At 62.4% G+C, this 26100-nt stretch carries 25 protein-coding genes and 1 pseudogene; 13 read left to right on the forward strand and 13 right to left on the reverse strand.

Annotated elements, in window-relative coordinates; genetic code table 11:
- Window positions 1–82: 82 nt before the first annotated feature.
- Complete coding sequence (gene aspS, locus NKH29_RS12115) at window positions 83–1873, forward strand: aspartate--tRNA ligase (protein ID WP_352481313.1); 1791 nt, start codon at window positions 83–85, stop codon at window positions 1871–1873.
- Window positions 1874–1948: 75 nt separating this feature from the next.
- Here aspS and NKH29_RS12120 read toward each other — a convergent pair whose 3' ends face one another.
- A complete protein-coding gene (locus NKH29_RS12120; RefSeq protein WP_352999669.1) occupies window positions 1949–3142 on the reverse strand; it encodes an aq_1923 C-terminal domain in 1194 nt (397 codons plus the stop codon).
- A 367-nt stretch (window positions 3143–3509) separates the two neighbouring features.
- Here NKH29_RS12120 and parC point away from each other — a divergent pair, with 367 nt between their 5' ends.
- Window positions 3510–5762, forward strand: coding sequence for a DNA topoisomerase IV subunit A (parC, locus tag NKH29_RS12125; protein ID WP_352481243.1), 2253 nt, complete (start codon window positions 3510–3512; stop codon window positions 5760–5762).
- Between the two features lie 303 nt (window positions 5763–6065).
- Complete coding sequence (locus NKH29_RS12130; RefSeq protein WP_023717250.1) at window positions 6066–7286, forward strand: AI-2E family transporter; 1221 nt, start codon at window positions 6066–6068, stop codon at window positions 7284–7286.
- Here the strand turns inward: NKH29_RS12130 and NKH29_RS12135 are convergent.
- The 3 genes from NKH29_RS12135 to NKH29_RS12145 all read right to left on the reverse strand — a co-directional run bounded on the left by NKH29_RS12135 (window position 7274) and on the right by NKH29_RS12145 (window position 9664).
- A complete protein-coding gene (locus tag NKH29_RS12135) occupies window positions 7274–8170 on the reverse strand; it encodes a DMT family transporter (protein ID WP_352845134.1) in 897 nt (298 codons plus the stop codon). The genes NKH29_RS12130 and NKH29_RS12135 overlap by 13 nt on opposite strands.
- A gap of 122 nt (window positions 8171–8292) precedes the next feature.
- Window positions 8293–9057 (reverse strand): arginyltransferase, encoded by a 765-nt coding sequence (locus NKH29_RS12140; RefSeq protein WP_023717252.1) that lies wholly within the window; start codon window positions 9055–9057, stop codon window positions 8293–8295.
- 136 nt (window positions 9058–9193) lie between these two features.
- The gene (locus NKH29_RS12145; protein ID WP_023674465.1) at window positions 9194–9664 is read right to left on the reverse strand and encodes an RDD family protein; all 471 of its coding nucleotides are present in this window, start codon (window positions 9662–9664) and stop codon (window positions 9194–9196) included.
- Window positions 9665–9873: 209 nt separating this feature from the next.
- On the opposite strand from NKH29_RS12145, the gene sthA reads away from it, so the two are divergent.
- A complete protein-coding gene (gene sthA / locus NKH29_RS12150) occupies window positions 9874–11262 on the forward strand; it encodes a Si-specific NAD(P)(+) transhydrogenase (RefSeq protein ID WP_023717254.1) in 1389 nt (462 codons plus the stop codon).
- A 9-nt stretch (window positions 11263–11271) separates the two neighbouring features.
- Here sthA and NKH29_RS12155 read toward each other — a convergent pair whose 3' ends face one another.
- Complete coding sequence (locus NKH29_RS12155) at window positions 11272–11946, reverse strand: alpha/beta hydrolase (protein WP_352481241.1); 675 nt, start codon at window positions 11944–11946, stop codon at window positions 11272–11274.
- 216 nt (window positions 11947–12162) lie between these two features.
- Here NKH29_RS12155 and NKH29_RS12160 point away from each other — a divergent pair.
- Window positions 12163–13337: pseudogene (locus NKH29_RS12160) on the forward strand (OpgC family protein).
- 24 nt (window positions 13338–13361) lie between these two features.
- On the opposite strand, the gene NKH29_RS12165 reads toward NKH29_RS12160, so the two are convergent.
- Window positions 13362–14444: a LacI family DNA-binding transcriptional regulator gene (locus tag NKH29_RS12165; protein ID WP_352481239.1), complete on the reverse strand. Its 1083-nt coding sequence runs from the start codon at window positions 14442–14444 to the stop codon at window positions 13362–13364.
- Window positions 14445–14608: 164 nt separating this feature from the next.
- Here NKH29_RS12165 and NKH29_RS12170 point away from each other — a divergent pair, with 164 nt between their 5' ends.
- The gene (locus NKH29_RS12170; protein ID WP_352481238.1) at window positions 14609–14752 is read left to right on the forward strand and encodes a hypothetical protein; all 144 of its coding nucleotides are present in this window, start codon (window positions 14609–14611) and stop codon (window positions 14750–14752) included.
- Window positions 14753–14816: 64 nt separating this feature from the next.
- The gene (locus tag NKH29_RS12175; protein WP_352481237.1) at window positions 14817–14960 is read left to right on the forward strand and encodes a hypothetical protein; all 144 of its coding nucleotides are present in this window, start codon (window positions 14817–14819) and stop codon (window positions 14958–14960) included.
- Between the two features lie 50 nt (window positions 14961–15010).
- Here the strand turns inward: NKH29_RS12175 and NKH29_RS12180 are convergent, their stop codons facing one another.
- Window positions 15011–15382 (reverse strand): DUF423 domain-containing protein, encoded by a 372-nt coding sequence (locus NKH29_RS12180; protein ID WP_352856128.1) that lies wholly within the window; start codon window positions 15380–15382, stop codon window positions 15011–15013.
- Window positions 15383–15435: 53 nt separating this feature from the next.
- A complete protein-coding gene (locus NKH29_RS12185; protein WP_352856126.1) occupies window positions 15436–16695 on the reverse strand; it encodes a multidrug efflux MFS transporter in 1260 nt (419 codons plus the stop codon).
- 168 nt (window positions 16696–16863) lie between these two features.
- Here NKH29_RS12185 and NKH29_RS12190 point away from each other — a divergent pair, with 168 nt between their 5' ends.
- Complete coding sequence (locus NKH29_RS12190; protein WP_023717262.1) at window positions 16864–17526, forward strand: GntR family transcriptional regulator; 663 nt, start codon at window positions 16864–16866, stop codon at window positions 17524–17526.
- A gap of 96 nt (window positions 17527–17622) precedes the next feature.
- Entirely contained in the window at window positions 17623–17880 is a 258-nt protein-coding gene (locus tag NKH29_RS12195; RefSeq protein ID WP_023674477.1) for a DUF982 domain-containing protein, read from the forward strand.
- A 52-nt stretch (window positions 17881–17932) separates the two neighbouring features.
- Here NKH29_RS12195 and NKH29_RS12200 read toward each other — a convergent pair whose 3' ends face one another.
- Window positions 17933–18091, reverse strand: coding sequence for a hypothetical protein (locus NKH29_RS12200; protein ID WP_023717263.1), 159 nt, complete (start codon window positions 18089–18091; stop codon window positions 17933–17935).
- Between the two features lie 123 nt (window positions 18092–18214).
- A complete protein-coding gene (locus tag NKH29_RS12205; protein ID WP_023717264.1) occupies window positions 18215–19258 on the reverse strand; it encodes an aldo/keto reductase in 1044 nt (347 codons plus the stop codon).
- A 282-nt stretch (window positions 19259–19540) separates the two neighbouring features.
- Here NKH29_RS12205 and ppk2 point away from each other — a divergent pair, with 282 nt between their 5' ends.
- Window positions 19541–20461, forward strand: a complete 921-nt coding sequence (gene ppk2 / locus NKH29_RS12210) for a polyphosphate kinase 2 (protein ID WP_023717265.1) — start codon at window positions 19541–19543, stop codon at window positions 20459–20461.
- 51 nt (window positions 20462–20512) lie between these two features.
- Here ppk2 and NKH29_RS12215 read toward each other — a convergent pair whose 3' ends face one another.
- The 3 genes from NKH29_RS12215 to NKH29_RS12225 form a co-directional block, all read right to left on the reverse strand.
- Window positions 20513–21160 carry a dihydrofolate reductase family protein gene (locus tag NKH29_RS12215; protein WP_023717266.1) on the reverse strand — a complete coding sequence of 216 codons (648 nt, stop codon included), beginning with the start codon at window positions 21158–21160 and terminating at the stop codon, window positions 20513–20515.
- Between the two features lie 399 nt (window positions 21161–21559).
- Window positions 21560–22591, reverse strand: a complete 1032-nt coding sequence (gene hemB / locus NKH29_RS12220) for a porphobilinogen synthase (RefSeq protein ID WP_023717267.1) — start codon at window positions 22589–22591, stop codon at window positions 21560–21562.
- A gap of 87 nt (window positions 22592–22678) precedes the next feature.
- A complete protein-coding gene (locus tag NKH29_RS12225) occupies window positions 22679–23758 on the reverse strand; it encodes a DUF2066 domain-containing protein (protein ID WP_352999670.1) in 1080 nt (359 codons plus the stop codon).
- On the opposite strand from NKH29_RS12225, the gene NKH29_RS12230 reads away from it, so the two are divergent.
- The 3 genes from NKH29_RS12230 to ldtR all read left to right on the forward strand — a co-directional run bounded on the left by NKH29_RS12230 (window position 23697) and on the right by ldtR (window position 25878).
- Entirely contained in the window at window positions 23697–24740 is a 1044-nt protein-coding gene (locus tag NKH29_RS12230) for an enoyl-CoA hydratase/isomerase family protein (protein WP_352999671.1), read from the forward strand. The two genes, NKH29_RS12225 and NKH29_RS12230, sit on opposite strands and share 62 nt — an antisense overlap.
- Window positions 24737–25159 (forward strand): DUF6163 family protein, encoded by a 423-nt coding sequence (locus tag NKH29_RS12235; protein ID WP_023717270.1) that lies wholly within the window; start codon window positions 24737–24739, stop codon window positions 25157–25159. Before NKH29_RS12230 ends, NKH29_RS12235 begins: the two co-directional genes overlap by 4 nt.
- A 203-nt stretch (window positions 25160–25362) precedes the next feature.
- Window positions 25363–25878 (forward strand): transcriptional regulator LdtR, encoded by a 516-nt coding sequence (ldtR, locus tag NKH29_RS12240; RefSeq protein WP_023674486.1) that lies wholly within the window; start codon window positions 25363–25365, stop codon window positions 25876–25878.
- Window positions 25879–26100: the final 222 nt, after the last annotated feature.

Genomic DNA, 26100 nt, shown 5'->3' on the forward strand with positions numbered 1-26100 from the left:
ACTCTCATGTGCTTTTCGCGCAAATTTTCAGGCCGGGCCATCGTGCTTTGGCCGCAACCAACATCCGGACCTAGCAATGACAATGCATCGTTACCGCAGCCATACCTGTGCCCAGTTGAGGAAGAGCGACGTCGGCTCTTCCGTCCGCCTGTCGGGCTGGGTGCATCGCGTGCGCGACCATGGCGGCCTGCTGTTCATCGATTTGCGCGACCATTACGGCCTGACTCAGATCGTCGCCGATCCGGATTCGCCGGCCTTCAAGATCGCCGAGACCCTGCGCGGTGAATGGGTCGTCCGCGTCGATGGCGAGGTCAAGGCGCGCCTCGCCGACACCGTGAACCCTAATTTGCCGACCGGCGAGATCGAGATTTTTGCGCGCGAGATCGAGGTGCTGTCGGCGGCCAGGGAATTGCCGCTGCCGGTCTTCGGCGAGCCGGATTATCCGGAGGACATCCGCCTCAAATACCGCTTCCTCGACCTGCGCCGCGATACGCTGCACAAGAATATCGTCGCGCGGACGAAAATCATCGCCGAGATGCGCAAGCTGATGGGCGAGGTCGGCTTCACCGAATTCTCGACGCCGATCCTGACCGCCTCGTCGCCGGAAGGGGCGCGCGACTTTCTGGTGCCGTCGCGCATCCACCCCGGCACTTTCTACGCGCTGCCGCAGGCACCGCAGCAGTATAAGCAGCTGATCATGGTGTCCGGATTCGACCGCTACTTCCAGATTGCGCCGTGCTTCCGCGACGAGGACCCGCGCGCCGACCGTCTGCCGGGTGAATTCTACCAGCTCGACGTGGAGATGAGCTTCGTCGAGCAGGAGGACGTGTTCACCACCATGGAGCCGGTGATGCGAGGCGTTTTCGAGACCTTTGCCGCCGGAAAGCCGGTGACGCAGAAGTTTCCGCGCATCGCCTATGATGTCGCGATGCGCAAATACGGCACCGACAAGCCGGACCTGCGCAACCCGATCGAGATGCAGGCCGTCTCCGATCATTTTCGCGATTCCGGCTTCAAGGTATTTGCCAACATCCTTGCCAACGATCCGAAGGCCGAGGTCTGGGCCATTCCGGCCAAGACCGGCGGTTCGCGCGCCTTCTGCGACCGCATGAACTCATGGGCGCAAGGCGAGGGCCAGCCCGGCCTCGGTTACATCTTCTGGCGCAAGGAGGGCGAGAAGCTTGAAGGCGCCGGGCCGCTGGCCAAGAACATCGGCGAGGAGCGCACCGAGGCGATTCGCCTCCAGCTCGGCCTTGCCGATGGCGATGCCGCTTTCTTCGTCGCCGGCGACCCGAAGAAATTCGTCTCCTTCGCGGGTGCGGCGCGCACCCGCGCCGGCGAGGAGCTCAACCTTGTCGACCGTGATCGCTTCGAATTGTGCTGGATTGTCGACTTCCCGTTCTTCGAATGGAACGAGGAGGAGAAGAAGATCGACTTCGCGCACAATCCGTTCTCGATGCCGCAAGGTGGCATCGATGCGCTTAACGGCGAGGATCTGCTCGGCATCAAGGCGTTCCAGTACGACATGGTCTGCAACGGTTTCGAGATCGCCTCAGGCGGCATTCGCAATCATCTGCCCGAAACCATGGTCAAGGCGTTCGAAACGGTCGGGCTGGACCGCGCAACCGTCGAGGAACGCTTCGGCGGCCTTTACCGTGCCTTCCAGTATGGCGCGCCGCCGCATGGCGGCATGGCGGCCGGCATCGACCGTGTCGTCATGCTTCTGGTCGGCGCCAGGAACCTGCGCGAAGTGACCATGTTCCCGATGAACCAGCAGGCCTACGACCTGTTGATGAACGCACCGTCGGAAGCCAGCCCGCAGCAGCTTCGCGAATTGTCGCTGCGCGTCGTGGCGACGAAGAAAGAGGTTTAGGAAACGCTCCGAACAAGTCCTGTGGATTCATAAAAAAGCCCGGCATCGCTGCCGGGCTTTTGCTTGGAAGCTCGGTCAGTCTTCGTTCGCCGTAACCGTCACGCCGAGCGTCTTCGGCAGGTCGAGCGGGTTGGACATGGCGCCCGCCATGATCAGCGCGAACGGCACCGCTGCCGGCGGCTCGGCCGAGACCTCGATGCTCTGCGGATCGTCGAGGAACTTGTTGACCGCGGCCGAAACCTGCGCCGTCAGTTCCGGATTGTTGAGCTGCGCCATGCCGAATGGCACGATCGCCTTGGCCTGGTTGGCAATGTCCTTGCCGGACATGCCTTGCTGCTTGCCGGCATAATCGAGCACCTTCTTGGTCAGCGAATCGTCGTCGAAGCGGATCGAGGCGCTGTTGAACGATAGCTGCTGCAGCAGCCCGAGCATGGCCATGCCTTGCGCCGAATTGTCGGCGCCTTCAGGCTGAGCTGCCATCTTCTTCTGCATCTCCTGCATCGATTTGATGACATCCAGCGTGTAGCCGCCGAGATTGAAGGTCATGCCGAGTGTGCCGGCATTGTCGACCGAAATTTCGTATTTCGACAAATCCATCTTGCCGTCGGTAGGCTGCCAGGTGCCTTCCATCTCAAGATTGCCCGATATGTTCTGGTAGCCGAGTGCGTTGATGACTTCCTTGGACTTCGGATCTTCGACCAGCGTCAGGTCGGCAGTGAACTTTTCCGTGGTGCCGGAGAACGCCATGGCCTTGCCGTCGGCCGGCGGCGTGATTGCGATGGCAAGCCCGTCCATCGAGAAGGCAGGCTTGTCGGCGACCTTGACGGTCATGTTTTCGAGCTCGGCCGATTTGTACATCATCAGCGAGCCCAGCGGACCGCTTGCGCCTTCGGCCGGAACCGTCATGTCGTGGATGACGAAGGGGCTGAGATTGAGCGTGACGCCATCTTCGCTGTGTTCGAACGGCGAAGTCGATACGGTCGCGATTTGATAGCCGCCATTGGCTTCGGTCACGCCTTCGAGCTTGACGTCGCCGATCTTGAGCGCCTCCTTTTCGGCCGCCGGTCTGACCGCTACGCCTTGCAGAACCATGCGGGAGGTGTCGCCGGTTACTCCGGTCCAGGAGAGGTCGACGCCCTGGGCGGCGAGGGCAGCCTTCAGCCGGTCGGCGACCGCGGTATCCTGCGCGAACGCCGCATTCAGCGGCAGCGTCAGCAAAAAGGTCGAAAAAGCCAGTCTTTTAATAAGTGTCGAGTGTCTGATCGTCATCGAGAGCTCCCCTGAGAGTGTCCTGAAATTCTTTTCAATTCGTCGCGTCGTCACCATTCAGCGACGAACTGGACCGGAAAAAGGCGGGCCTCGGCACAATGGTCGAAAATCGCGGCCAAAGGCAAACCCGATCCATCAGGCTTGCGATAGAAGCCGGATGTAACGGATTGATGTTGGCCGGCGTCGCGACGCTTCCAATTCCTGTTGCACAATGCAGGTCGCGCAAAAGTGTGCAGCGGTTTTGCGCGACATGGATCAAAACAAGGACCTAAAGCGCGCGCATAAGGCCGGTCGAACGCGACGCGCTTTAGGAGGACGTATGCCGGCGCCTCTTGCCGCGAATCACCCGCTCGGCTAGTGCCAGCCCATGGGAAAAAGGCTTTTGCCGCCTGAAACTGGCGGCGGCGACAATATCGAGCCGGTCGATCTGAAGAAGGCGCTGGAAGAGCGCTATCTCGCCTACGCGCTGTCGACCATCATGCACCGGGCGCTGCCGGACGTGCGCGACGGGTTGAAGCCGGTGCATCGCCGCATAATGCATGCCATGCGCTTGTTGCGGCTCAACCCCGACCAGGGCTTTGCCAAATGCGCCCGCATCGTCGGCGAGGTGATGGGCAAGTTCCATCCACATGGCGACCAGTCGATCTACGACGCATTGGTGCGGTTGGCGCAGGATTTTTCGATGCGCTACCCGCTGGTCGACGGGCAGGGCAATTTCGGCAATATCGACGGCGATAACGCCGCCGCCATGCGCTACACCGAAGCGCGCATGACCGACGTGTCGACGCTGCTGCTGGAAGGCATCACCGAGGACGCGGTCGATTTCCGCCCGACCTACAACGAGGAAGACGAGGAGCCGGCCGTGCTGCCCGGCGCCTTCCCGAACCTGCTTGCCAACGGCTCGTCCGGCATCGCCGTCGGCATGGCGACCTCGATCCCGCCGCACAATGCGGCCGAGCTTTGCGACGCCGCGCTTCACCTGATCGATCATCCGGATGCGCCCGTCACCAAGCTGATGGACTTCGTGCAAGGTCCGGATTTCCCGACCGGCGGCATCATCGTCGACAGCCGAGCCTCGATCCTCGAAGCCTACGAAACGGGTCGCGGCGGCTTTCGCGTCAGGGCGAAATGGAGCCAGGAGGACCAGGGCAGGGGCACCTGGAACATAGTCGTCACCGAGATCCCCTACGGCGTCCAGAAGGCCAGGCTGATCGAAAAGATCGCCGAGCTCTTGATTGCGCGCAAGCTTCCGTTGCTCGAGGATATCCGCGACGAGAGCGCCGAGGACATCCGCGTCGTGCTGGTGCCGAAGAGCCGCTCGGTCGATCCCGGCATCATGATGGAATCGCTGTTCAAGCTGACCGAGCTCGAAAGCCGCTTTCCGCTCAACATGAACGTGTTGTCGCGCGGCAAGGTGCCGAACGTGCTGCCGCTGAAAGGCGTGCTCAAGGAGTGGCTTGAGCACCGCCGCGACGTCTTGATCCGCCGCTCCAAGCACCGTCTCGGCGAGATCGAGAGGCGGCTGGAGATCCTCGCCGGCTATCTGATCGCCTACCTCAACATCGACGAGGTGATCAGGATCATCCGCGAGGAGGACGAGCCCAAGCAGGTGATGATGGCCCGCTGGTCACTCACCGACACCCAGGCCGAAGCCATCCTCAACATGCGGCTGAGGGCGCTGCGCAAGCTCGAGGAATTCGAGATTCGTGAGGAATTCAACGGCCTGACCGGCGAGAAGAAGCAGATCGAGGCGCTACTTGCGTCCGACGCCAAGCAGTGGGCGACGATCAAGTGGGAAGTCGCCAATGTTCGCCAGAAATATGGGCCCGAGACCGAGATCGGCAAGCGCCGGACCGAGTTCGCAGATGCACCCGAACATGACCTGACCGATATCGCCCACGCCATGATCGAGCGCGAGCCGGTCACCGTCGTCGTATCGGAAAAGGGCTGGCTGAGGGCCATGAAAGGTCATCTGACCGATCACTCGGCCCTGACCTTCAAGGAAGGCGACAGCCTCAAGCTCGCCTTCCATGCCCAGACGACCGACAAGGTGCTGGTCTTCACCACCGGCGGCAAGTTCTACACGATCGGCGCCGACCGGCTGCCGGGTGGGCGTGGCCATGGTGAGCCGATCCGCATCATCGTCGACATGGACAACGACCAGGATATCGTCACCGCCTTCGTCCATGATCCCAAGCGCAAGCTGCTGCTGGTTTCGCATGACGGCAACGGTTTCATCGTGCAGGAAGAGGAGGTCGTCGCCAACACCCGCAAGGGCAAGCAGGTGATGAATGTCAAGGCGCCCGACGAGGCCCAGCGCTGCGTGACTGTCGCCGGCGACCATCTCGCCATTGTCGGCGAGAACCGCAAGATGCTGGTGTTCCCGCTGGCCGAGATCCCGGAGATGGGACGCGGCAAGGGCGTGCGCCTGCAGAAATACAAGGATGGCGGTGTCCTCGACCTCAAGACCTTCACGCTCGCAAGCGGTCTGTCCTGGCAGGATTCGGCAGATCGCACCTTCACCAAATCGCGTGACGAGCTTGCCGAATGGATCGGCGCCCGCGCCTCGGCCGGCCGCATGGTGCCAAAGGGCTTTCCGCGCACGGGCAAGTTCGGGTAGGCGCGCGAAGGAGCATGACCTTTCGGGGGGCGGTCAGGCGAGGTGGTGAAAGGGAATTCGTGTTTTCGTGCCCGGCGGCGCATTTTGTTCTTGCTTTGTGCCGGCAGCTATGCTACTAATTTCGCTATGGTGCTGATTCGCACCGACGACCCGCCTGCCAAGGCGGGTTTTTTGTTTCGGGCTCCTTTCGACCAAATTGGAATGCCGTCACGATTGCTGCACTATATCAGTGCATAAGCTTCGCCATGGGAAATCGCGGGGATAACGCATCTGGACGACACGGGGCGTTGGGGAGGTAGTCGCTTGAAGGAAGTCAGGATACAGAAGCCGGAGCGGCAGCAGCGCCTGTTTGGCCTGTCGACGCCGCTCAGGGCCGCTGTCATTCCGCCGCTGTCGGCGGCGCGCTGGCTCCTGGTGCTGATCGTCGCCGCCGGCGTTTATTTCTTCCACGGCTTCCTATTCCCGGTCCTTGCCGCCCTGGTGATCGCTTTCGCCAGCTGGCCGCTCTATCGGCGGCTGCTCGCCGGCGTCGGCGGCAACCGCACGATCGCCGCGACCCTTGCGATCCTGTTCATCCTGACCTTCCTGGTGGTGCCGATCGCGCTTGCCGGCACCTATGCCATCAACGAGGTGCGCGAATGGGTCGGCTGGGCGATCGAGACCAACCGCTACGGCGCGCCGACGCCGCACTGGATCGCCACGCTGCCTGTGGTAGGCGAATGGCTCAATGAACAATGGACGGTCAACGTTGGCCATCCAGGCGGTATCGGCGAACTGATCCAGCTGATCAGCGGCGCCAATATCGGCAGCATCTATCGCGGCGTGCTTGCCGCCGGCGGCAGCGCCTTCGGCCTTTTGCTGACGCTGCTGTTCATGATGATCGCGCTGTTCTTCGCCTATCGCGACGGCGAGCATTTCGCCGGGCAGGTCGATCGCCTCGGCGAACGCATCCTGCCGGCCAGATGGGAACGGATCTCACGCGTGGTGCCGGCGACGATCTCCTCGACCGTCACCGGCATGACGGTTATCGCCATCGGCGAAGGGCTGGTGCTGGGCATCGCTTACTGGTTGGCCGGCGTGCCGTCGCCGGTGACGCTCGGCGCACTGACCGGCATCATGGCGCTGATCCCCGGCGGCGCGCCGCTGTCGTTCACGCTGGTCTCGATTTATCTCGCCGCCAGCGGCTCGCCGATGGCCGGCCTGGCGCTGTTCATCTGGGGCGCCGTCGAACTCTTCGTCGTCGACAAGACATTGCGCCCGAAGCTGGTTGGCGGGCCGATAAAGCTGCCCTTCCTGCCGACTTTCTTCGGCCTGATCGGCGGCGTCAAGACAATGGGCTTTCTCGGCCTGTTCATCGGCCCGGTGCTGATGGCCCTGCTGGTCGCGATCTGGCGCGAATGGCTGCGCGAGGTGGAGCTGACCGATGAACTCGCTGCCGCCGAACCGGCGGAGCAGGAAGATGCACCGCCGCAGATCGAAATTGTCGCCGAACGCGCCGCCGCGAAAAAGAATCAGGCCGGGTGACTGACGGCGAGCGTGGCGCGGCGCTTACGCCCCTCGTGCAACTGCCAGAGCGAATGGCCGATCAAGGTGACGATGAGGATCGTGCCGCCGATCAGGCTGTTGCGCGACGGGGTCTCGGCGAAGATCATCCACACCCAGACCGGCGCCAGCACGGTTTCTAACAGGTAGAACATCGCCACTTCCGGCCCGGAAATGTATTTCGGACCGTTGGCGAGGCAGAAGAACGAGATCGGCATGATGACGGCGCCGTTGAAGACGATCCACCACGGTGCGTTGACGTGAAAACCCACCTTGGAAACCATCAGGGCGGCGATGGCCAGTGGCAGCACGACTCCGATCAGCGCGGTGAAGCCCATATCCTTGCCGCTGGCGCGGGAGATGGTGATGGCCGCGGCGATCATGAAGGCGGAGCATAGTGCCATCAGGTCGCCGAAGAGATGCCCGGTTCCGACGGAATCACCGACAATCATCACGACGCCGGCGATCATCAATGCCAACGCTGCGACCGTCAGGGGCTGTGGCCTCTCCTTCAGGAATAGCCACGACAAAAGGGCCGCGAACATGGTGGTGAAGGCCAGGATGAAAACGAGGTTGGCGGTCGAGGTGTTGTAGACGCCAGTGATGAAGGCGATCGAGCCGAGTCCGTAGAGGGCGGCAACGATGAGCCCTGACCAGCCCGGGATAAGCTGCGGTGCCTTTGCGCTCAGCGAGCGCCAGATGGCCCAGATGACGAGCGTGGCCACGAAGGTCGTGCCGGTGCGCAAGAGCAGGATCGTCCATGCCTCGCCGTCGGCGAGCCGGATCAGCGGAATGTCGACGGTCAGCGTCAACCCGCCGATGGTGGTGATCAGAAGGCCTCTCTGGTGGTCGTTGTGGGAAGACATGCAGCAATTCTCGCGATAGGCTTGGAGGCGCAAAATTGACCCGCCCGGTCTTCCGCCGATCGGCCGGAAGCCCAGCGGCATCCTCCTCGAAACAATTTAAGGGTGAATACCGAAAGCGGAAATCAGCGCGAAACCGCTTCGTGATTGTAGCGTTCCCAGCCTTTCGGGCCGAGATGCTCCTGCGGCTGGAAGCGCATCTTATAATTCATCTTGCGCGAGCCGTTGACCCAGTAGCCCAGGTAGACATGGGGCAGCCCCATCGCCCTGGCGCGGGCGATGTGGTCGAGGATCATGAAGGTGCCGAGGGAACGGTCCTCGAAGTCCGGGTTGAAGTAGGAATAGACCATCGACAGGCCATCGGCCATCTTGTCGGTGAGGGCCACGGCGATCAGTTCGCCCTGGCCCTTGCCGGTGATGAAGCTATCAGGTCCGCGGCGACGGTATTCGATGACCTTGGTGTCGACATGGGTATCCTCGACCATCATGGCGTAGTCGAGCACGGTCATGTCGGACATGCCGCCACGGCGGTGGCGGGCGTCGAGATAGCTGCGGAACAGCGAATACTGCTCGGTGGAGGGTTCGGCGTCGTGCATGGCGCCGACCAGATCCGAATTATGCTGTATGACGCGTTTCATGTTGCGGCTGGCGGTGAATTCCTGCGCCAGGATGCGCACCGACACGCAGGCGCGGCAGGTCTCGCAGGCCGGCCTGTAGGCGATGTTCTGCGACCGCCTGAAACCGCCCTGCGTCAACAGATCGTTCATCTCGGGGGCCTTGTCGCCGACCAGGTGAGTGAACACCTTGCGCTCGAACTGCCCCTCGAGATAGGGACACGGCGAGGGCGCGGTCAGAAAGAACTGTGGCGACTGGGTCGGGTGCTGCGTCATCGAGCCTTGGAAACACTCCTGCGAATCGCTCTACCTTTGGCGCGGACGCCGAAAAATTCAACAGGATTGTGAAAGCCTGGGTGATTGGACGTCTTCACTTTTGCGCGCAAAGGCCGCGGCCGCGCTTCAAAGCCGCTCAGCGGCCGCTGCGGCTGACGACCGTGCCGAGCAGCAGGTCGTGCAGCGTGCGCTTGCGGTCGGAAAACAGGCTCACCAGCAGGACCAGCGGCGAGAGGATGACATTGCCGGCCCAAAACAACACCGAATGGACGACGGCGGTCAGCCCGTCGATGCGGCTGCCGTCGAGCCGGTCGAGCCGGATGCCCATCATCTTCATGCCGGTGGTGGCCTGATCTTTACTGCCGAGCGTGTTCCAGATGTAGAGGATGGCGACGGCCGGCACGAGAATGGAAAACAGCATCCAGCCGAGGCCGAGCGTCAACAGCCCAAACAAGAACACCAGGATCGCGAAAGGAATGGTGAGCAGCGCGACGATGAAATAATCGATGACGAAGGCGAGAATGCGCCGCGTGCGCACGCCCTCATAGGCGCGGACGTCTTCGAGCCTGCTGGTGATGATTTCGCCGTCGAGAACGCGAGCGTTCATGTCATTTCCTCGTAATCGAACCCGGGTTAATGCACGGGCCGCGTATTGATGAAATGGTGAAGGTTCGCGGTGGAATCAAGATCGAACCATTCGCCACCGTAGATGGTGACGGAGTGCCCGGCGCCGTCTGACTTGTTGAATTCATGGCGCGGATAGCGTTAGCTTGCTGCGGCGCAACAAAAGGTGCCGAGCCGAGGGGACGGGGCGACATGGACTACGACATGCTGGTCATCGGCAGCGGCCCATCCGGGCGCCGCGCCGCGGTGCAGTCGGCCAAGCTCGGCAAGTCGGTGCTGGTGGTCGACAGGGGCCGGCGTCTCGGCGGCGTGTCGGTACACACTGGCACCATACCGTCGAAGACGTTGCGCGAGACGGTGCTCAACCTCTCCGGCTGGCGTGAGCGCGGCTTTTATGGACGCGGCTACCGGGTCAAGCAGGACATTTCGGTCGGCGATCTGGTCGAGCGCCTGCACAAGACGCTCGACCATGAGGTCGAGGTGCTGCAGCACCAGTTCATGCGCAACACGGTCAAGAGCGCTCGCGCCGCGGCAAAATTCCTCGGCCCCAATAAGGTCAGCCTGACCACCGACACCGGCGACTACAGCGAGGTTGGCTTCGCCCATGCACTGATCGCGGTCGGCACCCGGCCGCACCGGCCGCGCGACGTGCCGTTCGACAAAACACGGATTTTCGACAGCGACGAGATGCTGGAGCTCGACCGGCTGCCGCGCACGCTGACGGTGATCGGCGCCGGCGTCATCGGCGTCGAATATGCGACGATCTTTTCGGCGCTCGACGTTCCGGTGACGCTGGTCGAGCCGCGCAATACCATGTTGGATTTCGTCGACCGCGAGATCGTCGACGACTTCATCCATCAGATGCGCGACCGCGGCATGACCATCCGCTTGGGCAGCGCCGTCAAGGAGATCGCCTCCAAACCCGATTATGCCGAGGTGATGCTGGCAGACGGCCGCACCATACGTTCCGAGATGGTGCTTTATGCTGCCGGGCGTACCGGCAATGTCGGCAGCCTGGGCTTGGAAGCGGTCGGCATCGAGTCCGATTCCAGGGGCCGCATCAAGGTCGATCCGCAGACCTTCCAGACCAGCGCGCCCAACATCTATGCCGCCGGCGACGTCATCGGTTTTCCGAGCCTGGCCTCGACCTCGATGGAACAGGGCAGGGTGGCCGCCTGCCATGCGTTCGGCGTGCCCTTGCCGCCGCCGCCCGAAACCTTTCCCTACGGCATCTACGCCGTGCCGGAAATCTCCACCGTCGGCCAGTCGGAGGAGCAGGTGCGCGAGAGTGGTGCTGCCTACGAGGTCGGCGTGGCGCGGTTTCGCGAGACATCGCGCGGCCACATCATGGGCGTCAATACCGGCTTCCTGAAGCTTCTGTTCTCGATCGAAACACGCCGTCTGCTCGGCGCCCATATCGTCGGCGAGGGCGCGACCGAACTCATCCACATTGGCCAGGCGGTCATCAATCTCGGCGGCACCGTCGACTTCTTCGTCAACAACACCTTCAACTATCCGACGCTGGCCGAAGCCTACAAGATCGCCGGGCTGGACGCCTGGAACCGCATGGGGCGAGGATAGCTTCGAGGCTCATCGATCTGACGATGCAACGGCGACCGCAGGATCCGCCAGCCATTGCCTGACGATCTCGGCGTCCGGATCGCCGATTTCATGGCCGGAGGCAATGGTGTGGGTCTCGACCTTGGCGCCATGCGAACTCAGCAGGGCGGCCAACACCGCCGCGAATGGCGCATAGGTCAGGTCGGCGGCGCCGGCGATGATCAACGCCCGCGCCTTCGACAGGTCGGCCGGCGGCACCTCGTCAAGCACCGGCATCGGACGCAGCAATGCGGCGCGCTCGATCAGGCCCGGATGCAGCAGCATGACGCTTGAGACCAGATTGGCGCCGTTCGAATAACCGACAAAGGTCGCGCGGCTGAGATCGAAGCGGTGGCGCTTCGCGATGCCGTCGACGAAGCCCGCGAATGCGTCCGCCTCCGCACGGATGCTCGCCTGTTCGAAACGCGTCGGGGTGATTCGCGTGAACCAGCGGAACCCGCCCTCCTGAGGGATGCGGCCACGGACCGCAACCAGCGCCGCATGCGGCGCGATTTGCCGACCAAGCGGCAGCAAGGTCGTCTCATCGACTCCCGATCCATGCTGCAGGAACAGCCAGTCACCGGGTAAATTGGCGGGTCGATGGAGCCGGTAGAAAAAGCCTGAATTTTCCTGCAAAATACCGTCTTCGAGGCTCTCCTCGGCCATAGTCACATCCTTTTGATTTCGCGTTACTTTCGTTAATTTGCCGGCTTCAAAACGAAATATTTTCAAGCTCCGCGAAAGTTGATTGAACCGGGCGCATTTCAGTCCGTTTCTTTGCCGATATAATCCCCCGCGGGAGGGATCGAAGCAGTGTGCGCCGGGTGGTCGCCCGGGTGGTCGCATGCCGGCATGAACAACCAGCTTTAAGGCCTTTTATCGATGACCATGCCAGTTTCGCCGGAACGCGATACGCGTATTGACGTGTTCCGGGCTCTCGCCCTCCTGACCATATTCATCGACCATGTGCCGGGCACCGTTTTCGAAACCCTGACCTACAAGAATTTCGGGTTTTCGGATGCGGCCGAGGCCTTCGTGCTGATCTCCGGCATGTCCGTCGCTCTCGCCTACGGCACCAAATTCCAGCCGGGAAACCGGCTGATTGCAACGCTGAAAATGTGGCGCCGCGCCGGCGTGCTCTATGTCACCCACATCGTCACGACGATGGTGGTCATGGCTATCTTCTGCGCGGCGGCGGTGTTTGCGAAACGGCCGGACCTTCTGACGCTGATCAACATCGAGCCGCTCGTCAGAAACCCGCCACAAGTCCTGGTCGGCATCGTCACGCTCGGCCATCAACTCGGTTACAACAACATACTGCCGGTCTATGCAGCGCTGCTGTTGATGGCGCCGGCCTTCCTGCTGTTCATCAGCTATCGGCCACTGGCGGCGCTTGCCGTATCCGCAGCCCTTTGGCTGCTTGCCGGAATCTACCAGATCGCGCCACCGAACTACCCGGAGCCCGGGTTCTGGTTCCTCAATCCGCTGTCATGGCAATTGCTGTTCAATATCGGCATGGCCAGCGTGTTGCATGTGCGGCGCGGCGGCACCATCCCGGTCAATCTCTGGCTGGTCGGCGCCGCCGCCGCCTATGTGCTCACGGCGCTCGTCTGGGTGCACAGCCCGCTGTGGGGGCATGTGTCATGGCTCGACCTGCCGGTGGTGCTGACCGGTTTCGACAAGACATTCCTGTCGTTGCCGCGACTGCTGCACATCCTGGCGATGAGCTACCTGGTCGTCGCCTTGCCTTCCGTCTCGAACCTGTTCCGCACCGGTCGTGACAATCCGCTCGCCATATTGGGCAACGCTCGTTGCCGGTTTTCATTGCCGGAACGGTGATTGCCATGGCGGCGCAAGTGATGAAGCTGATCAACCCGGGCGGCATTGCCTATGACAGTCTGCTGCTCGCCGCCGGCATCGCCATGCAGTTCGCGCTCGCCTTCTATCTGGAGTGGCTGTCTGCCATCGGCTGGTCCGGAAAGGGCAAGCCGGTCCGCAACGAGGCGGCCCGCTCGTCCTTTGAAATTGGGCCGATGGCCGCGCAAGCGAACCGATAAACCTGGACGCTCGATCTGCCGGCCTCAAGCTATGCTCGGCGGCGGTCCGGACGATGCCCTGACGACAAGTTCGACGTCGAGCGTTTCTCGCCGCACCGTGCCGTCGAAGTCGAGGATTCTTCGCGCTGCCCGGCGGCCGATCTCGGCGATCGGCTGGGCGATGGTGGTGAGCGGAGGCTCGCAAATTGCGGCTTCAGGCACGCCGTCGAAGCCGACGACGGAAACATCGCGGGGAACCGCGATGCCCCGTGCGTTGAGCCATTCCAATGCCACCATTGCGATCCGGTCCGACATCGCCAGGATGGCGGTCGGCGGTTCCGCCGAGGCGAAGATGGTTTCGAGACCAGCCCTTGTGCTCGGCTTGTCGTTTTCGGTCTCGTAGACCGGCACCTTGGCGGTGTCGACACCGAACCTGGAAAGCTCTTCGAAATAGCCGAGGAGGCGGTCACGGGTTCCGGTATACGACGCTGTCCGGACCTGCTCGGGCGAGACAAGACCGGTGCTATCGTCGGCGAAGGCCAGCGACAACACGGCGAAGCGGCGATGTCCAAGTACCGCCAGATGGTGCGCCGCGAGCCGGCCGCCGGCAACATTGTCGATACTGATCGCCGAGACCGTGTCGTCCTGCGAGCCGAACTCGAGCGCAACGAAGGGCAGCTTTCGTTCGCGCGTCAGCTCGACGAGACGCGGACCGCCCTCGATGCAGAACAGGATGAAGCCGTCGACCAGGGCGCTCTGGATGTTCCAGGCAAGTTTTTCCTCGTTGCCAGCCGACACCAGAGCAATTCCCGCGCCGGTGGCGTCGCAGGCCTCCGAAATGCCGGCCATCATCACGCGGGCAAAGGGGTCGTCAAAGAAATAGGACAGCGGCTCGGTGGTGGCGACGCCGATCGCATTGACCTTGCCGGCACGCAGCAGGCGGCCCTTGGGATCGGGGCCGGCATAGCCCAGCGCCTCGGCCGCCGCCTTGACCCGCTCGCGGACTTCCTCGCGCACGATTTCGGGACGGCTGAAGACATTGGAGGCAGTGCCGTGCGATACGCCCGCGGCTTTGGCGATGTCGGCCAGCCGGATGGGCCTCCTGCTGCCTTCGGTGAGTGATGCCATGTGTTTGTCTCCGGGACTCCGGTCCAACAGTATCGCCGATTACCTAACACCTTCCTTGGATCGATTCAAATTTTTGCTTGACATTTATGGTGCGGCGCGTATTCTTTGAATCGATCCAAGCGCGCTTTCGTCCGCAGGTTGGATCGATACAAGAGGAGAGTGCCATGCACCCCGTCAATTATCTGTTCGAGGACATTTACCGGAACGACTGGAGCATCCGCTCCAGCGCGGAGGCCCGGAAGCGGCGCGACAGGACCGGTCCGTGGATTCGCGACCTGCGTTTCCTGACGCGACGCAAGCGGAGCTGATCGGCAGCGTATTTTTTGCGCCTGCTGATTGGATCGATTCAAATAAGCTAGAGGAGATTAAGCCATGCACCCGATCAAGCATCTGTTCGAAGACATCTATCGCAATTATTGGGGCATCTCGCCGGCCACCGAACGGCCGGAGCGACGGCGTGTGGTCAAGACGACCAAACGCGACGGCCAAGTTCGGCCCGAACGTCCGCGAGACTGAGCTGGCAAGACAGAGCTCGTGGATCGAGGGCGCCGCCATTGGTTGCCGCATCAATGGCGGCGCGGACGCACCAGCGCCGAGGCGGCCATCACCAGCCAGCCGCCGATCAGCAAGGTGCCGCCGATCGGCGCCGACATCGGGAACAGCCGCGAGCCAAGGAAGTCGCGAGCGAGGAGATCTCCCGAGAACAGCAGAAGCCCGACGAGGAGGATGAGGCTTCCGCTTCGCAGGATGATATTTCCTCCGAGCAGCCCGACGACAAAGAAGACCGGCGCATGCATGAGCAGGAAGGACGCGGCCGTGCCGACGAAAGCGCCGCCGAGATGTGCCGACGCCGCCGAAAGCACCACGCCGGTTGCGCCGCATAGGCCGCCGGCAAATATCAGAATGCGGCCGCCTGCCGCGTGTTCATCCGTGCTCATTTCCACGCCTCCGTAATTGCTGGCGACCGCCTGAGATAGCGCTGCGAACCGTGTCAGGATTTGCCGGCTTCCGCCAGCATGTCGCGTTCGCGGCGCGACTGGACCAGCCAGTTATAGGCCGCTCCGCCTGCCATCAGCACGGATGTGCCGAGAAACACCGCGCGCATGCCGAAATGGCCACCAACGAAGCCGCCGAGCAGCGGTCCGGCGACCTGACCGACATATTGCGCCGAGATCGACAAGCCCAGCACATTACCGCCGACGCCGTCGGGCACATTGTGGCGGATGACGCTGGTGACGCAGGGCAAAAGACCGCCAAGCGCCACGCCCATCAGGAAACGCAGGCCGACGAGCTGCCAGCCTTGCGTGACGAAGGCCTGCGGGATCAGGAGCAGCGCCGAGACTGCGAGCGCGGCAACGATGACGTTCCAGTGGCCGATACGGTCGGCGAGCTTGCCGAGCCGCGACGCCGACAGGATGGCGCCGAGCGCTGCCGCCGACATGACGATGCCGGAGACCAGCGTGACCTGGCTCGGATCTTCGATGAGCTGCTGGACATAGACGGTGATGATCGGCTCGATCGACATGGTGGCGAAACTCAACAGCGTCCCGGTCGCCAGCATGGCGACGACGGGGCGCTTGTCGGGAATTTGCGACCAGCCGCCTTTCGCCTTTTCTTCTGACGCGGCCTTGGCGGCAACCGGGCGAGGGGCCTCCTTGATCAGCAAGGTGGTTGCCAGAAAGGCCAGGAAAATGACGCCGCCGGCGAGCAGGAATGTGGCGCGGATGCCAATCAGCGGCGGCAGCGCGCCGCCGAGCAGCGGGCCGACCAGGGCACCGGCCGTGATTCCGGCCGACAGCACGCCCAGCGCCCAGCCGGAGCGATCCTTCGGCGTCTGCATGGCAACCAGGATGGTCGAGCCCGAAGAATAGCCGCCGGCAAAGCCGATCAGCAGGCGCAAGAACACCAATTGCCAGACAGTCTGCACCATGCCGGTCAGCGACATGCACATCGCCATGCCGAAACTGGCGCGCACCAGCATCAGTTTGCGGCCGTAGCGGTCGCCTAACCGCCCCCACAGGGGTGCGACCAGCGCGGCAGCAAGGAAAGTGGCGCCGTAGGCGATGCCCGACCACTGCACGATCGCCGCATGGCCCTCGGCGCCCAGCTGTTCGACGTAGAGCGGCAGGAACGGCAACAGCAGCGTCATCGCTGCGAGCGTGCTGAACGAGCCGGCAAAACACACGGCGAGATTGCGGCGCCAGTGGACGTTATGCGTGCCTTGCACGGCGAGGGTGGCGTCTTGCGGCATGTCAGAGACTGCTGTCGTTGGGTTGCTGCGGATACCATTTTGGGATACCAAACTGGTATCCGTCATGGACGCAAGGCTGGTCGCTGTCAATGCGGTCCCTGCAAAGTGATCGCCAGTAATGGCCGGTGAGCAGAGGGCCAATGAACCGGCTCCAACAACGGAACGCCAATGTCGCAGATGCAGAACGTCGAAAAGCAGCTTCGCGAGATGATCCTCGGGCTCGAGATCGGTCCCGGCGAGCGGCTGACGGAGCGCTGGGTCGAAAGCCGCTTCGGCGCCTCGCGCACGCCGGTCAGGGCGGCGTTACTGCGGCTCGAGACCGAAGGCCTGATCTGCCGCGACGGCCGCGGCTGGACGGTCTCGCCCATCAATCTTGCCGAGCTGGAGCAGATCGCCGTCTATCGCGAGGCGGTCGAGGTCGCGGCAGTCAGGCTGACTTGTGCCTTGCAGGACAGGGGTGCCGTCGAAATCATCGAGGCGATGCTCGATTCCTGCGACGACCAGACGCCGCGCGAGGAATGGCATCGTGTCGGCATGGATTTTCATATCGAGCTGGCGCGCCTGTCAGGCAACGAGTTCCTGTTCAGAGCGGTTCGTGATGCGATGACGCGCCTGTCGCGCGCCCGCTGGCTCGAGGTTCGCGACGAGGCAGCGCTTGGCCGTGCCTGGGCCGAACACCATGACATTCTGTCGGCGGTGCGGGCCGGCGATGCCGACGGGGCCGCCTGCCTGCTTTCATCTCATATCGACGGTAGCCGCGACCGGCTGGTCACGTCGTTGCGCAACGACCGGCGCGGCCTGCGCGCCAGGGGATTTGCCGTCGTCGCTTGAGTGAGGATCGGCGGCCATTGATCACGAAAAAGGCAGATGAGCGAAGAAAGCTACTTTCGGTCTCGCTTCGCAAATGCCGATGGCGTAAGAGCGGCGATGGAAAACAACCGATTTGACACACCCGTGACCGTCAAGGGCGCGGCGGGAAGCAATCAGCTCTTGCGTACGGCCCGCGAGGCTTCCGACTACCTCCTCAACAATTGGCCCGGCAAGCGCAGCCCCAAGCACCGCGAAGCGCTGCAAGCCTGTCATGATGCGCTGGCCGGCGACAAGCCGGCCATGAACGCAAGACGGGCCTTCATTGCCGCCGCCCGCGAAGTGAACGTCTTCGTCAGCGACAAGGCGCCGGCCTGAGGCATAGCGGGGACTTGATCGAGACCCGGGCCGCCTGACAGGCCTGATATCATCACTCGGCCGTTTCGGTGTTGGTTTGGGACTCGCTTTCGCCCTCGGGCTTCGAGCGCTCCTTGGCCGCGACCTTGGCAGCCTGCTTTTCCGCCTTCTTGGCAGCCTTCTGCCGGTCGCGTTCCTTGCGTTCCTGACCGTAGTTCGGTGCTCGTGGCATATCGTTTCCTTTCATTGTGCTTGGCCTTTGCCTAGGAGCATTGGGCCACAAACACAACACCGCAAGGCACGATCGGCTCCATATCTCGTCGCAGTTCGGGGAGCCCCGCTTCAGGGCGTTTTTTCAGGCGCCGTCCCGGTCGAGGACGAGATCGGCGGGCCCGAACCGGTCCTTTGCCGTGAATTGCTGGTGCCAGTAGGGATAGAGCACGGGCGGCCTGCTGACCACGTCGAGGCGTGTGCGCTCCTCATCGCCGAGCACCAGGCTTGCAGCAGCGATATTGTCCTTGAAATGCGCTTCGGTTCGTCCGCCGATCACCAGCGAACTGACGGCGGGCCGGCCAAGCAACCAGGCAAGCGCCACCTGCGCTGCCGACACGCCGTGGTTCTTGCCGATATCGATCAGCACGTCGACGATCCGCCACAGCCGGTCCTCGTCGCGGATCGGCGGTTCCGACCAGCCGCTGAGCTGGCGGGCGGTCGGCTGGTCACGGTGATATTTGCCGGACAGCAATCCGCCGGCGAGCGGGCTCCAGACCAGCACGCCGAGCCCTTGGTCGACCGAGATCGGCAACAATTCATACTCGGCCTCGCGGGCTTCCAGCGTGTAGTGGATCTGCTGGGTGACGAAGCGCGGCTGGTGATGACGGTCACTGATACCGAGCCCCTTCATCACCTGCCAGCCGGAATAATTGGAACAGCCGACGTAGCGGACCTTGCCCTGCGCGACCAGCGTGTCGAGCGCGGCGATGGTTTCCTCGAGCGGTGTCAGGCCATCCCACTCATGCAGGAAATAGATGTCGATGACATCGGTCCTGAGGCGCTTCAGGCTCCTCTCGCATTCGCGGATCAGATGATAGCGCGACAGGCCTTCATCATTGGGGCCTTTGCCGATCCGCATGCGCGCCTTGGAGGCGATCAGCACGTCGCCCTTGCGCTTGCCGCCGAGCGCCTCGCCGATGATCTCCTCTGACACCCCGTTCGAATAAACGTTGGCGGTGTCGATGACGTTGATGCCGGCATCGATGCAAAGGTCGATCATCCGGCGCGCCTCGTCGAGGTCGGTCTTGCCGACCGCCGAAAACGCGCCGCCGCCGCCGAACGTCATGGTGCCCATGGTCAGCGTCGAAACCTTCAGCCCGGAACGGCCGAGAGTGCGGTATTCCATGTCGTATCCTCATGATTTTTATCGGGAAAGGGCGTTTCAAACGACAGCCCTGAATGAAACCGGGCATTTGTAGGATAATTCGTTCCGCTTGTCGCCCGTGTTGCAGGGCAACATCGATCACATCTTACGGATTGGACGCGCAGCCAGCGCAACAGCGGCTGCAATAAAACCGTCATTGCCGGCCTATACTAACATCGGTTCAGCGCTTCGATTTCCGGCCGCCGGGCCGGGCGGCAGAGCGCCTGACAGCGGCCGACACGGCCTGTAAGCGGAGCAGCGCAAATGACCGAGATAAAACAGAATTCCCCGGCCAGGGACTGGCTGGAAGCGGAACTCGCCGACACGCTCGACGAAGATTATGAGCTGGAAATCTCTGAGCCGGCGCTGTCGATGGAGATCGCCAAGATCTATAAGAATGCGCATCCGCCATCGATCGACCGCCTGCAATATTTTCGGGATCTAATCACGCTGCAATCCGAATTGATCAAGCTGCAGTCCTGGGTCGCCTATCACAAGAAGAAGCTCGTCGTGGTATTCGAGGGCCGCGACTCGGCGGGCAAGGGTGGCGTCATAAAGCGCATCACCCAGCGGCTCAATCCGCGCATCTGCCGCGTCGTAGCACTACCGGCGCCGACCGAGCGCGAGAAGTCGCAATGGTATTTCCAGCGCTACGTTCCGCATCTGCCGGCCGGCGGTGAGATCGTGCTGTTCGACCGCTCCTGGTACAACCGCTCCGGCGTCGAGCGGGTGATGGGCTTTGCCCAGCCGGATCAGGTCGAGGAGTTCTTTCGCGACGTGCCGGATTTCGAACGCATGCTCCTCCGCTCAGGCATTACGCTTGTCAAATACTGGTTTTCGATCACCGATGAGGAGCAGCAGATGCGCTTTTTGATGCGCATCCACGACCCGATGAAGCAATGGAAATTGTCGCCGATGGACCTCCAGTCGCGCGTGCGCTGGGAGCAGTACACCAAGGCCAAGGAAGAAACCTTCGCCCGCACCAACATCCCGGAAGCTCCCTGGTTCATCGTCGAGGGCAACGACAAGAAGCGGGCGCGGCTGAATTGCATCGACCATCTCCTCAAGCAAATGCCCTATGAGGAGGTGCCGCACGAGGAGATCACACTACCGGAGCGCGTCTTCAATCCCGAATACGAACGTCAGGTGCTGCCGCGCGAACTGTATGTGCCGGAGAAATACTGACTAAAGCAGCGAGGAGGGGCGCTGCCTCCGTGGGCAGCGCCCTGCAACAAGCTAGGCGCGCTCGATGATGACATGCGTGGCCTTCGGCGTCGCGACCTGCTCGCTGCAGCGGTAGCCGAGCTTGGGCATGTCGATGCCGGCAAAAAGGCTCTCGCCTGCGCCGAGCAGGACAGGTGAGATCGCCAGATGCATCTCGTCGATGAGCTTTTCCTTGAGATACTGCCGGATCGTAGAAACGCCACCGCCCAGCCGTACATCCTTGCCGTCAGCCGCTGCTTTCGCCTTCTCCAGCGCTGAGTGGATGCCGTCGGTCACGAAATAGAAGGTCGTGCCGCCCTCCATGACAATGGGATCCCGCTGATGGTGCGTCAGCACGAAGACCGGCACGTGGTATGGCGGATTGTCTCCCCACCAGCCTTTCCAGCTCTCGTCAGGCCACTCGCCGCGGATCGGCCCGAACATGTTGCGGCCGAGGATCCAGGCGCCGACATTCTCGAAGCTGCGCGCGGCGAACGCCTCGTCAGTGTCCGTGGTCCCGCCATCCTTGCCGAGAACCATCTTGCGGAAGGTGCGGGTGCCGAACATCCATTCGTGCAGGGCTTCCCCGCCAACACCCAGCGGGTTCTTCAGGTCTTGGTCGGGACCGGCGCCGAAGCCGTCGATCGACAAGGTGAAAGCGCTGACGCGAAGTTTGGACATGAGAGCCTCCTTGATAACCAATTGTGAGATGCAAGCAGTTATCGGGTAGCTTAACTGATTGCATTTTGCAAGCGGTTTTTTGAATCGCCGGGGCCAATCGCTTCCAAATCATGTTGGAATGACCAATCTCAATGTTGGCGCCGCCCCTCATCCGCCTGCCGGCACCTTCTCCCCGTATAGTGACGGGGCGAAGGGGCTGGCCGCAACCTCGGCGATGTTTTTGCAACGCTGGAGATTGGCGAAATCTTTTGCGAACGCGTCTTTCTCCCCGTCACTATACGGGGAGAAATGCCCGGCAGGGCAATGAGGGGCAGCGCAAACCTGAAGCGATTGCCTGCGGTGGCCATGTCGCGCTTTGGACGAAGGAACGTTACTCGATGTGGGCGCTACGGAGGCGCATCACCCCTTCAGCATCTCAGCCACTTCCGGCGCGAAATAGGTCAGGATGCCGTCGCAGCCGGCGCGCTTGAAGGCCAGCAGCGATTCAAGCATCGCCTTTTCCCCGTCGATCCAGCCATTGGCGGCGGCGGCCTTGATCATCGAATATTCGCCCGACACTTGATAGGCGAAGGTCGGCATCTGCAACTCGTCCTTCAGCCGGCGGATGATGTCGAGATAGGGCAGGCCGGGCTTGACCATCAGCATGTCGGCGCCCTCGGCGAGATCCTGCTCGGCCTCGCGCACCGCTTCGTCGGAATTGGCGTGATCGATGTAATAGGTCTTCTTGTCGCCCTTGAGCAGGCCGGCGGTGCCGACCGCCTCGCGGTAGGGGCCGTAAAAGGCGGATGCGAACTTGGTCGCATAGGACATGATCGCTACATCCTGAAACCCATTGGCGTCCAGCGCATCGCGGATGGCACCGATCCGGCCGTCCATCATGTCCGAGGGGGCGATGATGTCGGCCCCTGCCGCCGCCTGGATGACGGCTGCTGCCGTCACCTGCTCCACCGTTTCATCATTGACGATAATGCCGTCGCGCAAGATGCCGTCATGGCCATGCGAGGTGAACGGGTCCAGCGCCGCGTCGGTGATGATGCCGATCTCCGGCACCGCGCGCTTGATGGCGCGGGTGGCGCGGTTGATGATGTTTTCCGGATCGAGGATGTGCGAACCGGTCTGATCGCGCAGGCCGAGCTCGACATTGGGGAAAGTGGCGATCGCCGGAATGCCAAGCTTAGCCGCGCGCTCAGCCTCCTTGACGGCGAGGTCGAGCGACAGGCGGAAGACGCCGGGCATGGCGGCGATCGGTTCGCGCACTTGTCTGCCGTCGACGACAAAGATCGGCCAGATCAGATCGTCGACCGAGAGCCGGTTCTCCTGGACAAGGCGGCGCGACCAATCGGCCTTGCGCATGCGCCGCAGCCGCCGGCTGCCGGTGATCTCGTCGACGCTGCGCGCGCCGGCAGGCTTTGCAGGGGTGAATTTGTTCATCGCCAAAACTCCGGATCGGGCGACTTTTACCACGAGCCTCCGCTGCTGACCAATGCGACACGATTGTGCCAGCGGTCCTGTCGGGCGCTATTCTGGTTGGCCATTGCCTGACAGGATCTGCGCAGCACCCCGCATGGCGACGCGGAATGCCTCGTCGAAGTTGACGCCGCGCACTTGCCACTTGTAGGTCTTGCCGGCCATGGCAAGCCGCCAATCGGCGATCCAGCCCAACTCCTTGTCGCTCCAGACTAGGCTGCCGGCCAAGAGCTCTTGGTTGCCGACAGTTCTCGCCAGCAATTCGGGTGAGAGCGCACGCACCTGTTCGAAAATCGCCCCGGTTTTTACCAGAGCGGCCTTGCTTGGAATGACGATCTTCATCGCCAACGGTCCGGCTGCCGATTGAAAGGACTCTGCCATATAGGGGCGTTCGTCTCCGTCGCTCGCCAAGACAAAATGCTGGCGTGCATCTTGCACAGCCAGCAGTACCGAGATGATCGGCCGCTCGCCGAGCCACGGCTTGCTGCCGAGCTCAGCAAGCACTTTATCGATCACCGGCGGCGTGTACTGGCAAGTGAGATCGTGCGGCCGGTCGTACGTGCCTTGATCATCATGATTGGGGATACCTTCCATGCGATCGCGATAGCGGAAGCTGCTGACGAAGCTGCCGGCCTTGTCGCGCAGTGCTGTCATCTGAGGTTTCGCCGGCAGGCGCTGGTCGCCGGATACCCGCACCAGCACTTTGTCGAGGCAGACCTTGAAGCCGGCCTGACGATGTTCTTCTCCCTGGCCATTGACGATGGTTTGCGACTGGTAGAGTTCTGCGAGGCTTGTCGCCAAGGCTGGATGGCCAGCCAGGCAGGTGCAGACTAACCCGATTGCCACCAGTGCAAGGCGCGAAAATCGAATCATAGACGACGTCCCCGTCGGTGCCGCGTTGCAACGCGCCTGCCATGACTTTTTCGTCATTACTGCCTGTAGCCGTCGATTGTTAGCACCGGCTTCCGGTCCGGGCCAGAGGCTGCGCTGGCGTGCCCGCCATTGACGCGGCCATGCGCCACGCTTTAGCACTTCACTCCCGGCGGGCGCGGGGAGGGATTCTCTGGCGATGGATTTTGGCGGAGGCGACGAGATTCGCTTCGAAAGATTGGGCAGGGCCGGCGTCGTCACGCTGACGCGGCCGCAGGCGCTCAATGCCGTGACCCACCGCATGGTCAAAGCGCTGGACAAGGCGCTGCGCAGCTGGGAGCGTGACGACGGCGTTGACGTCGTTGTCGTCAAGGCCGAGGGCAGGGCGTTTTCGGCAGGCGGCGACATCCTTCATATCTACGAGGCCGGCCGGGCAGGAAAGCCTCCGGTCGATTTCTTCGCCGACGAATACCGGCTGAACGCCCGTATCGCCCGTTTCAAAAAACCCTATGTCGCGCTGATCGACGGCATCGTCATGGGCGGCGGCGTCGGCATCTCCTTCCATGGCGCGCAGCGGGTGCTGACCGAGAACGCCCAGTTCGCCATGCCCGAGGTCGGAATTGGCTTTTTCCCGGATGTCGGCGCCAGCCATCTGTTGCCGGATCTTGGCGGCAGCTTCGGCATGTATCTGGCCCTGACCGGCAACCGCATCCGCCATGGCGATGCTTTGTGGTCGGGCCTGGCCACGCATACGATCAAGGCGGAGGATCAAGCTGGCTTTCTCGACCGGCTGGCGGCAAGCGGCGACCCGGAATCGGTGCTGCGCGGCTGCTTCGTCCCGGCCAAACGCGAGACCGACAGGCCGACGCTCGAAGTCATCGCCAGGCATTTCGCGCAGCCGTCGCTGGCCGATATCGTCGCCAGCCTGGAGCGGGCAGCCACTGCCGACGAGTTCGCGGCAAAGACGCTGGCCACCATCCGCACCCGGTCGCCGACCAGCCTGCATGTCGCCTGGCGCCAGATCAGAGCCGGGCAGACGTTGTCGATGGACGAGTGCATGAAAATGGAGTTCCGTATCCTCAACCGCATGCTTGCCGGGCACGACTTCTATGAAGGCATCCGTGCTGCCATCATCGACAAGGGCTCGACGCCGCAATGGCGGCCGGCAGGCATCGATAAGGTCAGCGCCGTCGACGTCGATGCCTATTTCGCACCGCTCGGCGGACGGGAACTGAAGTTGTGAGCGAGGCCGCCTCGAGACGCGTGGTGCTGCAGCCCTCGACGGTCGAGGTCATCTTCGCCTGGTTCCAGCGCGTCATCGCCGGCTACTGCCTGCTGTTCGGCATCTTGTACTGGATCCGGCTGATCGGCTTTTACCCCGGCCCCTTATGGCGCTTCGACCTGATGCCGGTGCACTGGCAGGTGGCGGCGGTGGTGCTGGCGGTGTTTTTTCCATTCGCCGCCGCCGGCCTGTGGATGCTGGCGTCCTGGGGGCCGGTGATCTGGTTCATCTGCGCGGTGACCGAGACGGTCATGTATGCCGGCTTCCCCGAGCTGTTCGGCCACCGGCTGCTGATCGTCGCCTCGCATCTTGCGGTGGCGCTGCTCTACATCGTATTCCGCGTGGTGATCTGGATCCAGAAGCGGCAGGCCCGGCGATAGCAATTCCGGTCAAGGATCGGTGGCTAAATCTTTAGGTTAATTATCCTTGCTCGGGTGACCGTCCGTTAAGCCTCTTTCGAAACCCCTTACCGGTAAGCTCTTGTTAGCCTTGGCGTTTAAGTCGAATTTTATGAGTATTCGATAGTGTCGCGATCAAGGTGAAGAACAAAAAATCACCGGGCGACAAACGAGAGGCAAAGACAATGATCAATTCGCGTCCGGCGGCGAAGACCGCCAACGTATCCGATGACCGCCGCGAGGCGATCCGTTCGCTGTACATGGAATCGCTGCAGCTGGTCGAGCGGCTACACCGCCGTCTGCTTGACGTGATCAAGGACGAATTCGACCGCAACGGCCGCTCCGATATCAACGCCATCCAGGCGCTGCTCCTGTTCAACATCGGCAATTCGGAGTTGACGGCCGGCGAGCTGCGCTCGCGCGGCTATTATCTCGGCTCGAATGTCTCCTACAATCTGAAGAAGCTGGTCGATCTCGGCTTCATCAACCACCAGCGCTCGCGCATCGACCGCCGTTCGGTGCGGGTTTCGCTGACGCCGAAGGGCAATGAGGTGGCGGAGGTCGTCGCCGGCCTATATGAGCGCCATGTCGGCTCGATCGAGCAGGTCGGCGGCATCAACACCGAAGAGTTCAAGCAGATGAATCGCGCCCTCCAGCGGCTGGACCGGTTCTGGAACGATACCATCGCTTACCGGATGTAGTCGCACCCGCCGCATAAAAATCCGAAGCTGGACCACGGGAGCGCTGCCGCGGAGCGGACCAAAGGCCGGTGCCGAAAAGCACCGGTCTTTCCGTTTCGTCAGGCCGGCCGATCCAAATTCGAGCAACAGCCACGTTGCCGCCATATTCCAGTGGAACCGAAGATGCGGGTGATGCTGGGGCCAAAGCCGTGCATTTGTCCTGTGCTCAAATCACTTCCCATG

The sequence above is a fragment of the Mesorhizobium sp. M1295 genome (genome assembly GCF_040318135.1).
Taxonomy (GTDB): domain Bacteria; phylum Pseudomonadota; class Alphaproteobacteria; order Rhizobiales; family Rhizobiaceae; genus Mesorhizobium.

Coding starts and splice junctions, on each gene's coding strand:
- aspS (WP_352481313.1), top strand. CDS start 83: ATGCATCGTTACCGCAGCCATACCTGTGCCCAGTTGAGGAAGAGCGAC.
- NKH29_RS12120 (WP_352999669.1), bottom strand. CDS start 3,142: ATGACGATCAGACACTCGACACTTATTAAAAGACTGGCTTTTTCGACC.
- parC (WP_352481243.1), top strand. CDS start 3,510: ATGGGAAAAAGGCTTTTGCCGCCTGAAACTGGCGGCGGCGACAATATC.
- NKH29_RS12135 (WP_352845134.1), bottom strand. CDS start 8,170: ATGTCTTCCCACAACGACCACCAGAGAGGCCTTCTGATCACCACCATC.
- NKH29_RS12140 (WP_023717252.1), bottom strand. CDS start 9,057: ATGACGCAGCACCCGACCCAGTCGCCACAGTTCTTTCTGACCGCGCCC.
- NKH29_RS12145 (WP_023674465.1), bottom strand. CDS start 9,664: ATGAACGCTCGCGTTCTCGACGGCGAAATCATCACCAGCAGGCTCGAA.
- sthA (WP_023717254.1), top strand. CDS start 9,874: ATGGACTACGACATGCTGGTCATCGGCAGCGGCCCATCCGGGCGCCGC.
- NKH29_RS12155 (WP_352481241.1), bottom strand. CDS start 11,946: ATGGCCGAGGAGAGCCTCGAAGACGGTATTTTGCAGGAAAATTCAGGC.
- NKH29_RS12165 (WP_352481239.1), bottom strand. CDS start 14,444: ATGGCATCACTCACCGAAGGCAGCAGGAGGCCCATCCGGCTGGCCGAC.
- NKH29_RS12170 (WP_352481238.1), top strand. CDS start 14,609: ATGCACCCCGTCAATTATCTGTTCGAGGACATTTACCGGAACGACTGG.
- NKH29_RS12175 (WP_352481237.1), top strand. CDS start 14,817: ATGCACCCGATCAAGCATCTGTTCGAAGACATCTATCGCAATTATTGG.
- NKH29_RS12180 (WP_352856128.1), bottom strand. CDS start 15,382: ATGAGCACGGATGAACACGCGGCAGGCGGCCGCATTCTGATATTTGCC.
- NKH29_RS12185 (WP_352856126.1), bottom strand. CDS start 16,695: ATGCCGCAAGACGCCACCCTCGCCGTGCAAGGCACGCATAACGTCCAC.
- NKH29_RS12190 (WP_023717262.1), top strand. CDS start 16,864: ATGTCGCAGATGCAGAACGTCGAAAAGCAGCTTCGCGAGATGATCCTC.
- NKH29_RS12195 (WP_023674477.1), top strand. CDS start 17,623: ATGGAAAACAACCGATTTGACACACCCGTGACCGTCAAGGGCGCGGCG.
- NKH29_RS12200 (WP_023717263.1), bottom strand. CDS start 18,091: ATGCCACGAGCACCGAACTACGGTCAGGAACGCAAGGAACGCGACCGG.
- NKH29_RS12205 (WP_023717264.1), bottom strand. CDS start 19,258: ATGGAATACCGCACTCTCGGCCGTTCCGGGCTGAAGGTTTCGACGCTG.
- ppk2 (WP_023717265.1), top strand. CDS start 19,541: ATGACCGAGATAAAACAGAATTCCCCGGCCAGGGACTGGCTGGAAGCG.
- NKH29_RS12215 (WP_023717266.1), bottom strand. CDS start 21,160: ATGTCCAAACTTCGCGTCAGCGCTTTCACCTTGTCGATCGACGGCTTC.
- hemB (WP_023717267.1), bottom strand. CDS start 22,591: ATGAACAAATTCACCCCTGCAAAGCCTGCCGGCGCGCGCAGCGTCGAC.
- NKH29_RS12230 (WP_352999671.1), top strand. CDS start 23,697: ATGGATTTTGGCGGAGGCGACGAGATTCGCTTCGAAAGATTGGGCAGG.
- ldtR (WP_023674486.1), top strand. CDS start 25,363: ATGATCAATTCGCGTCCGGCGGCGAAGACCGCCAACGTATCCGATGAC.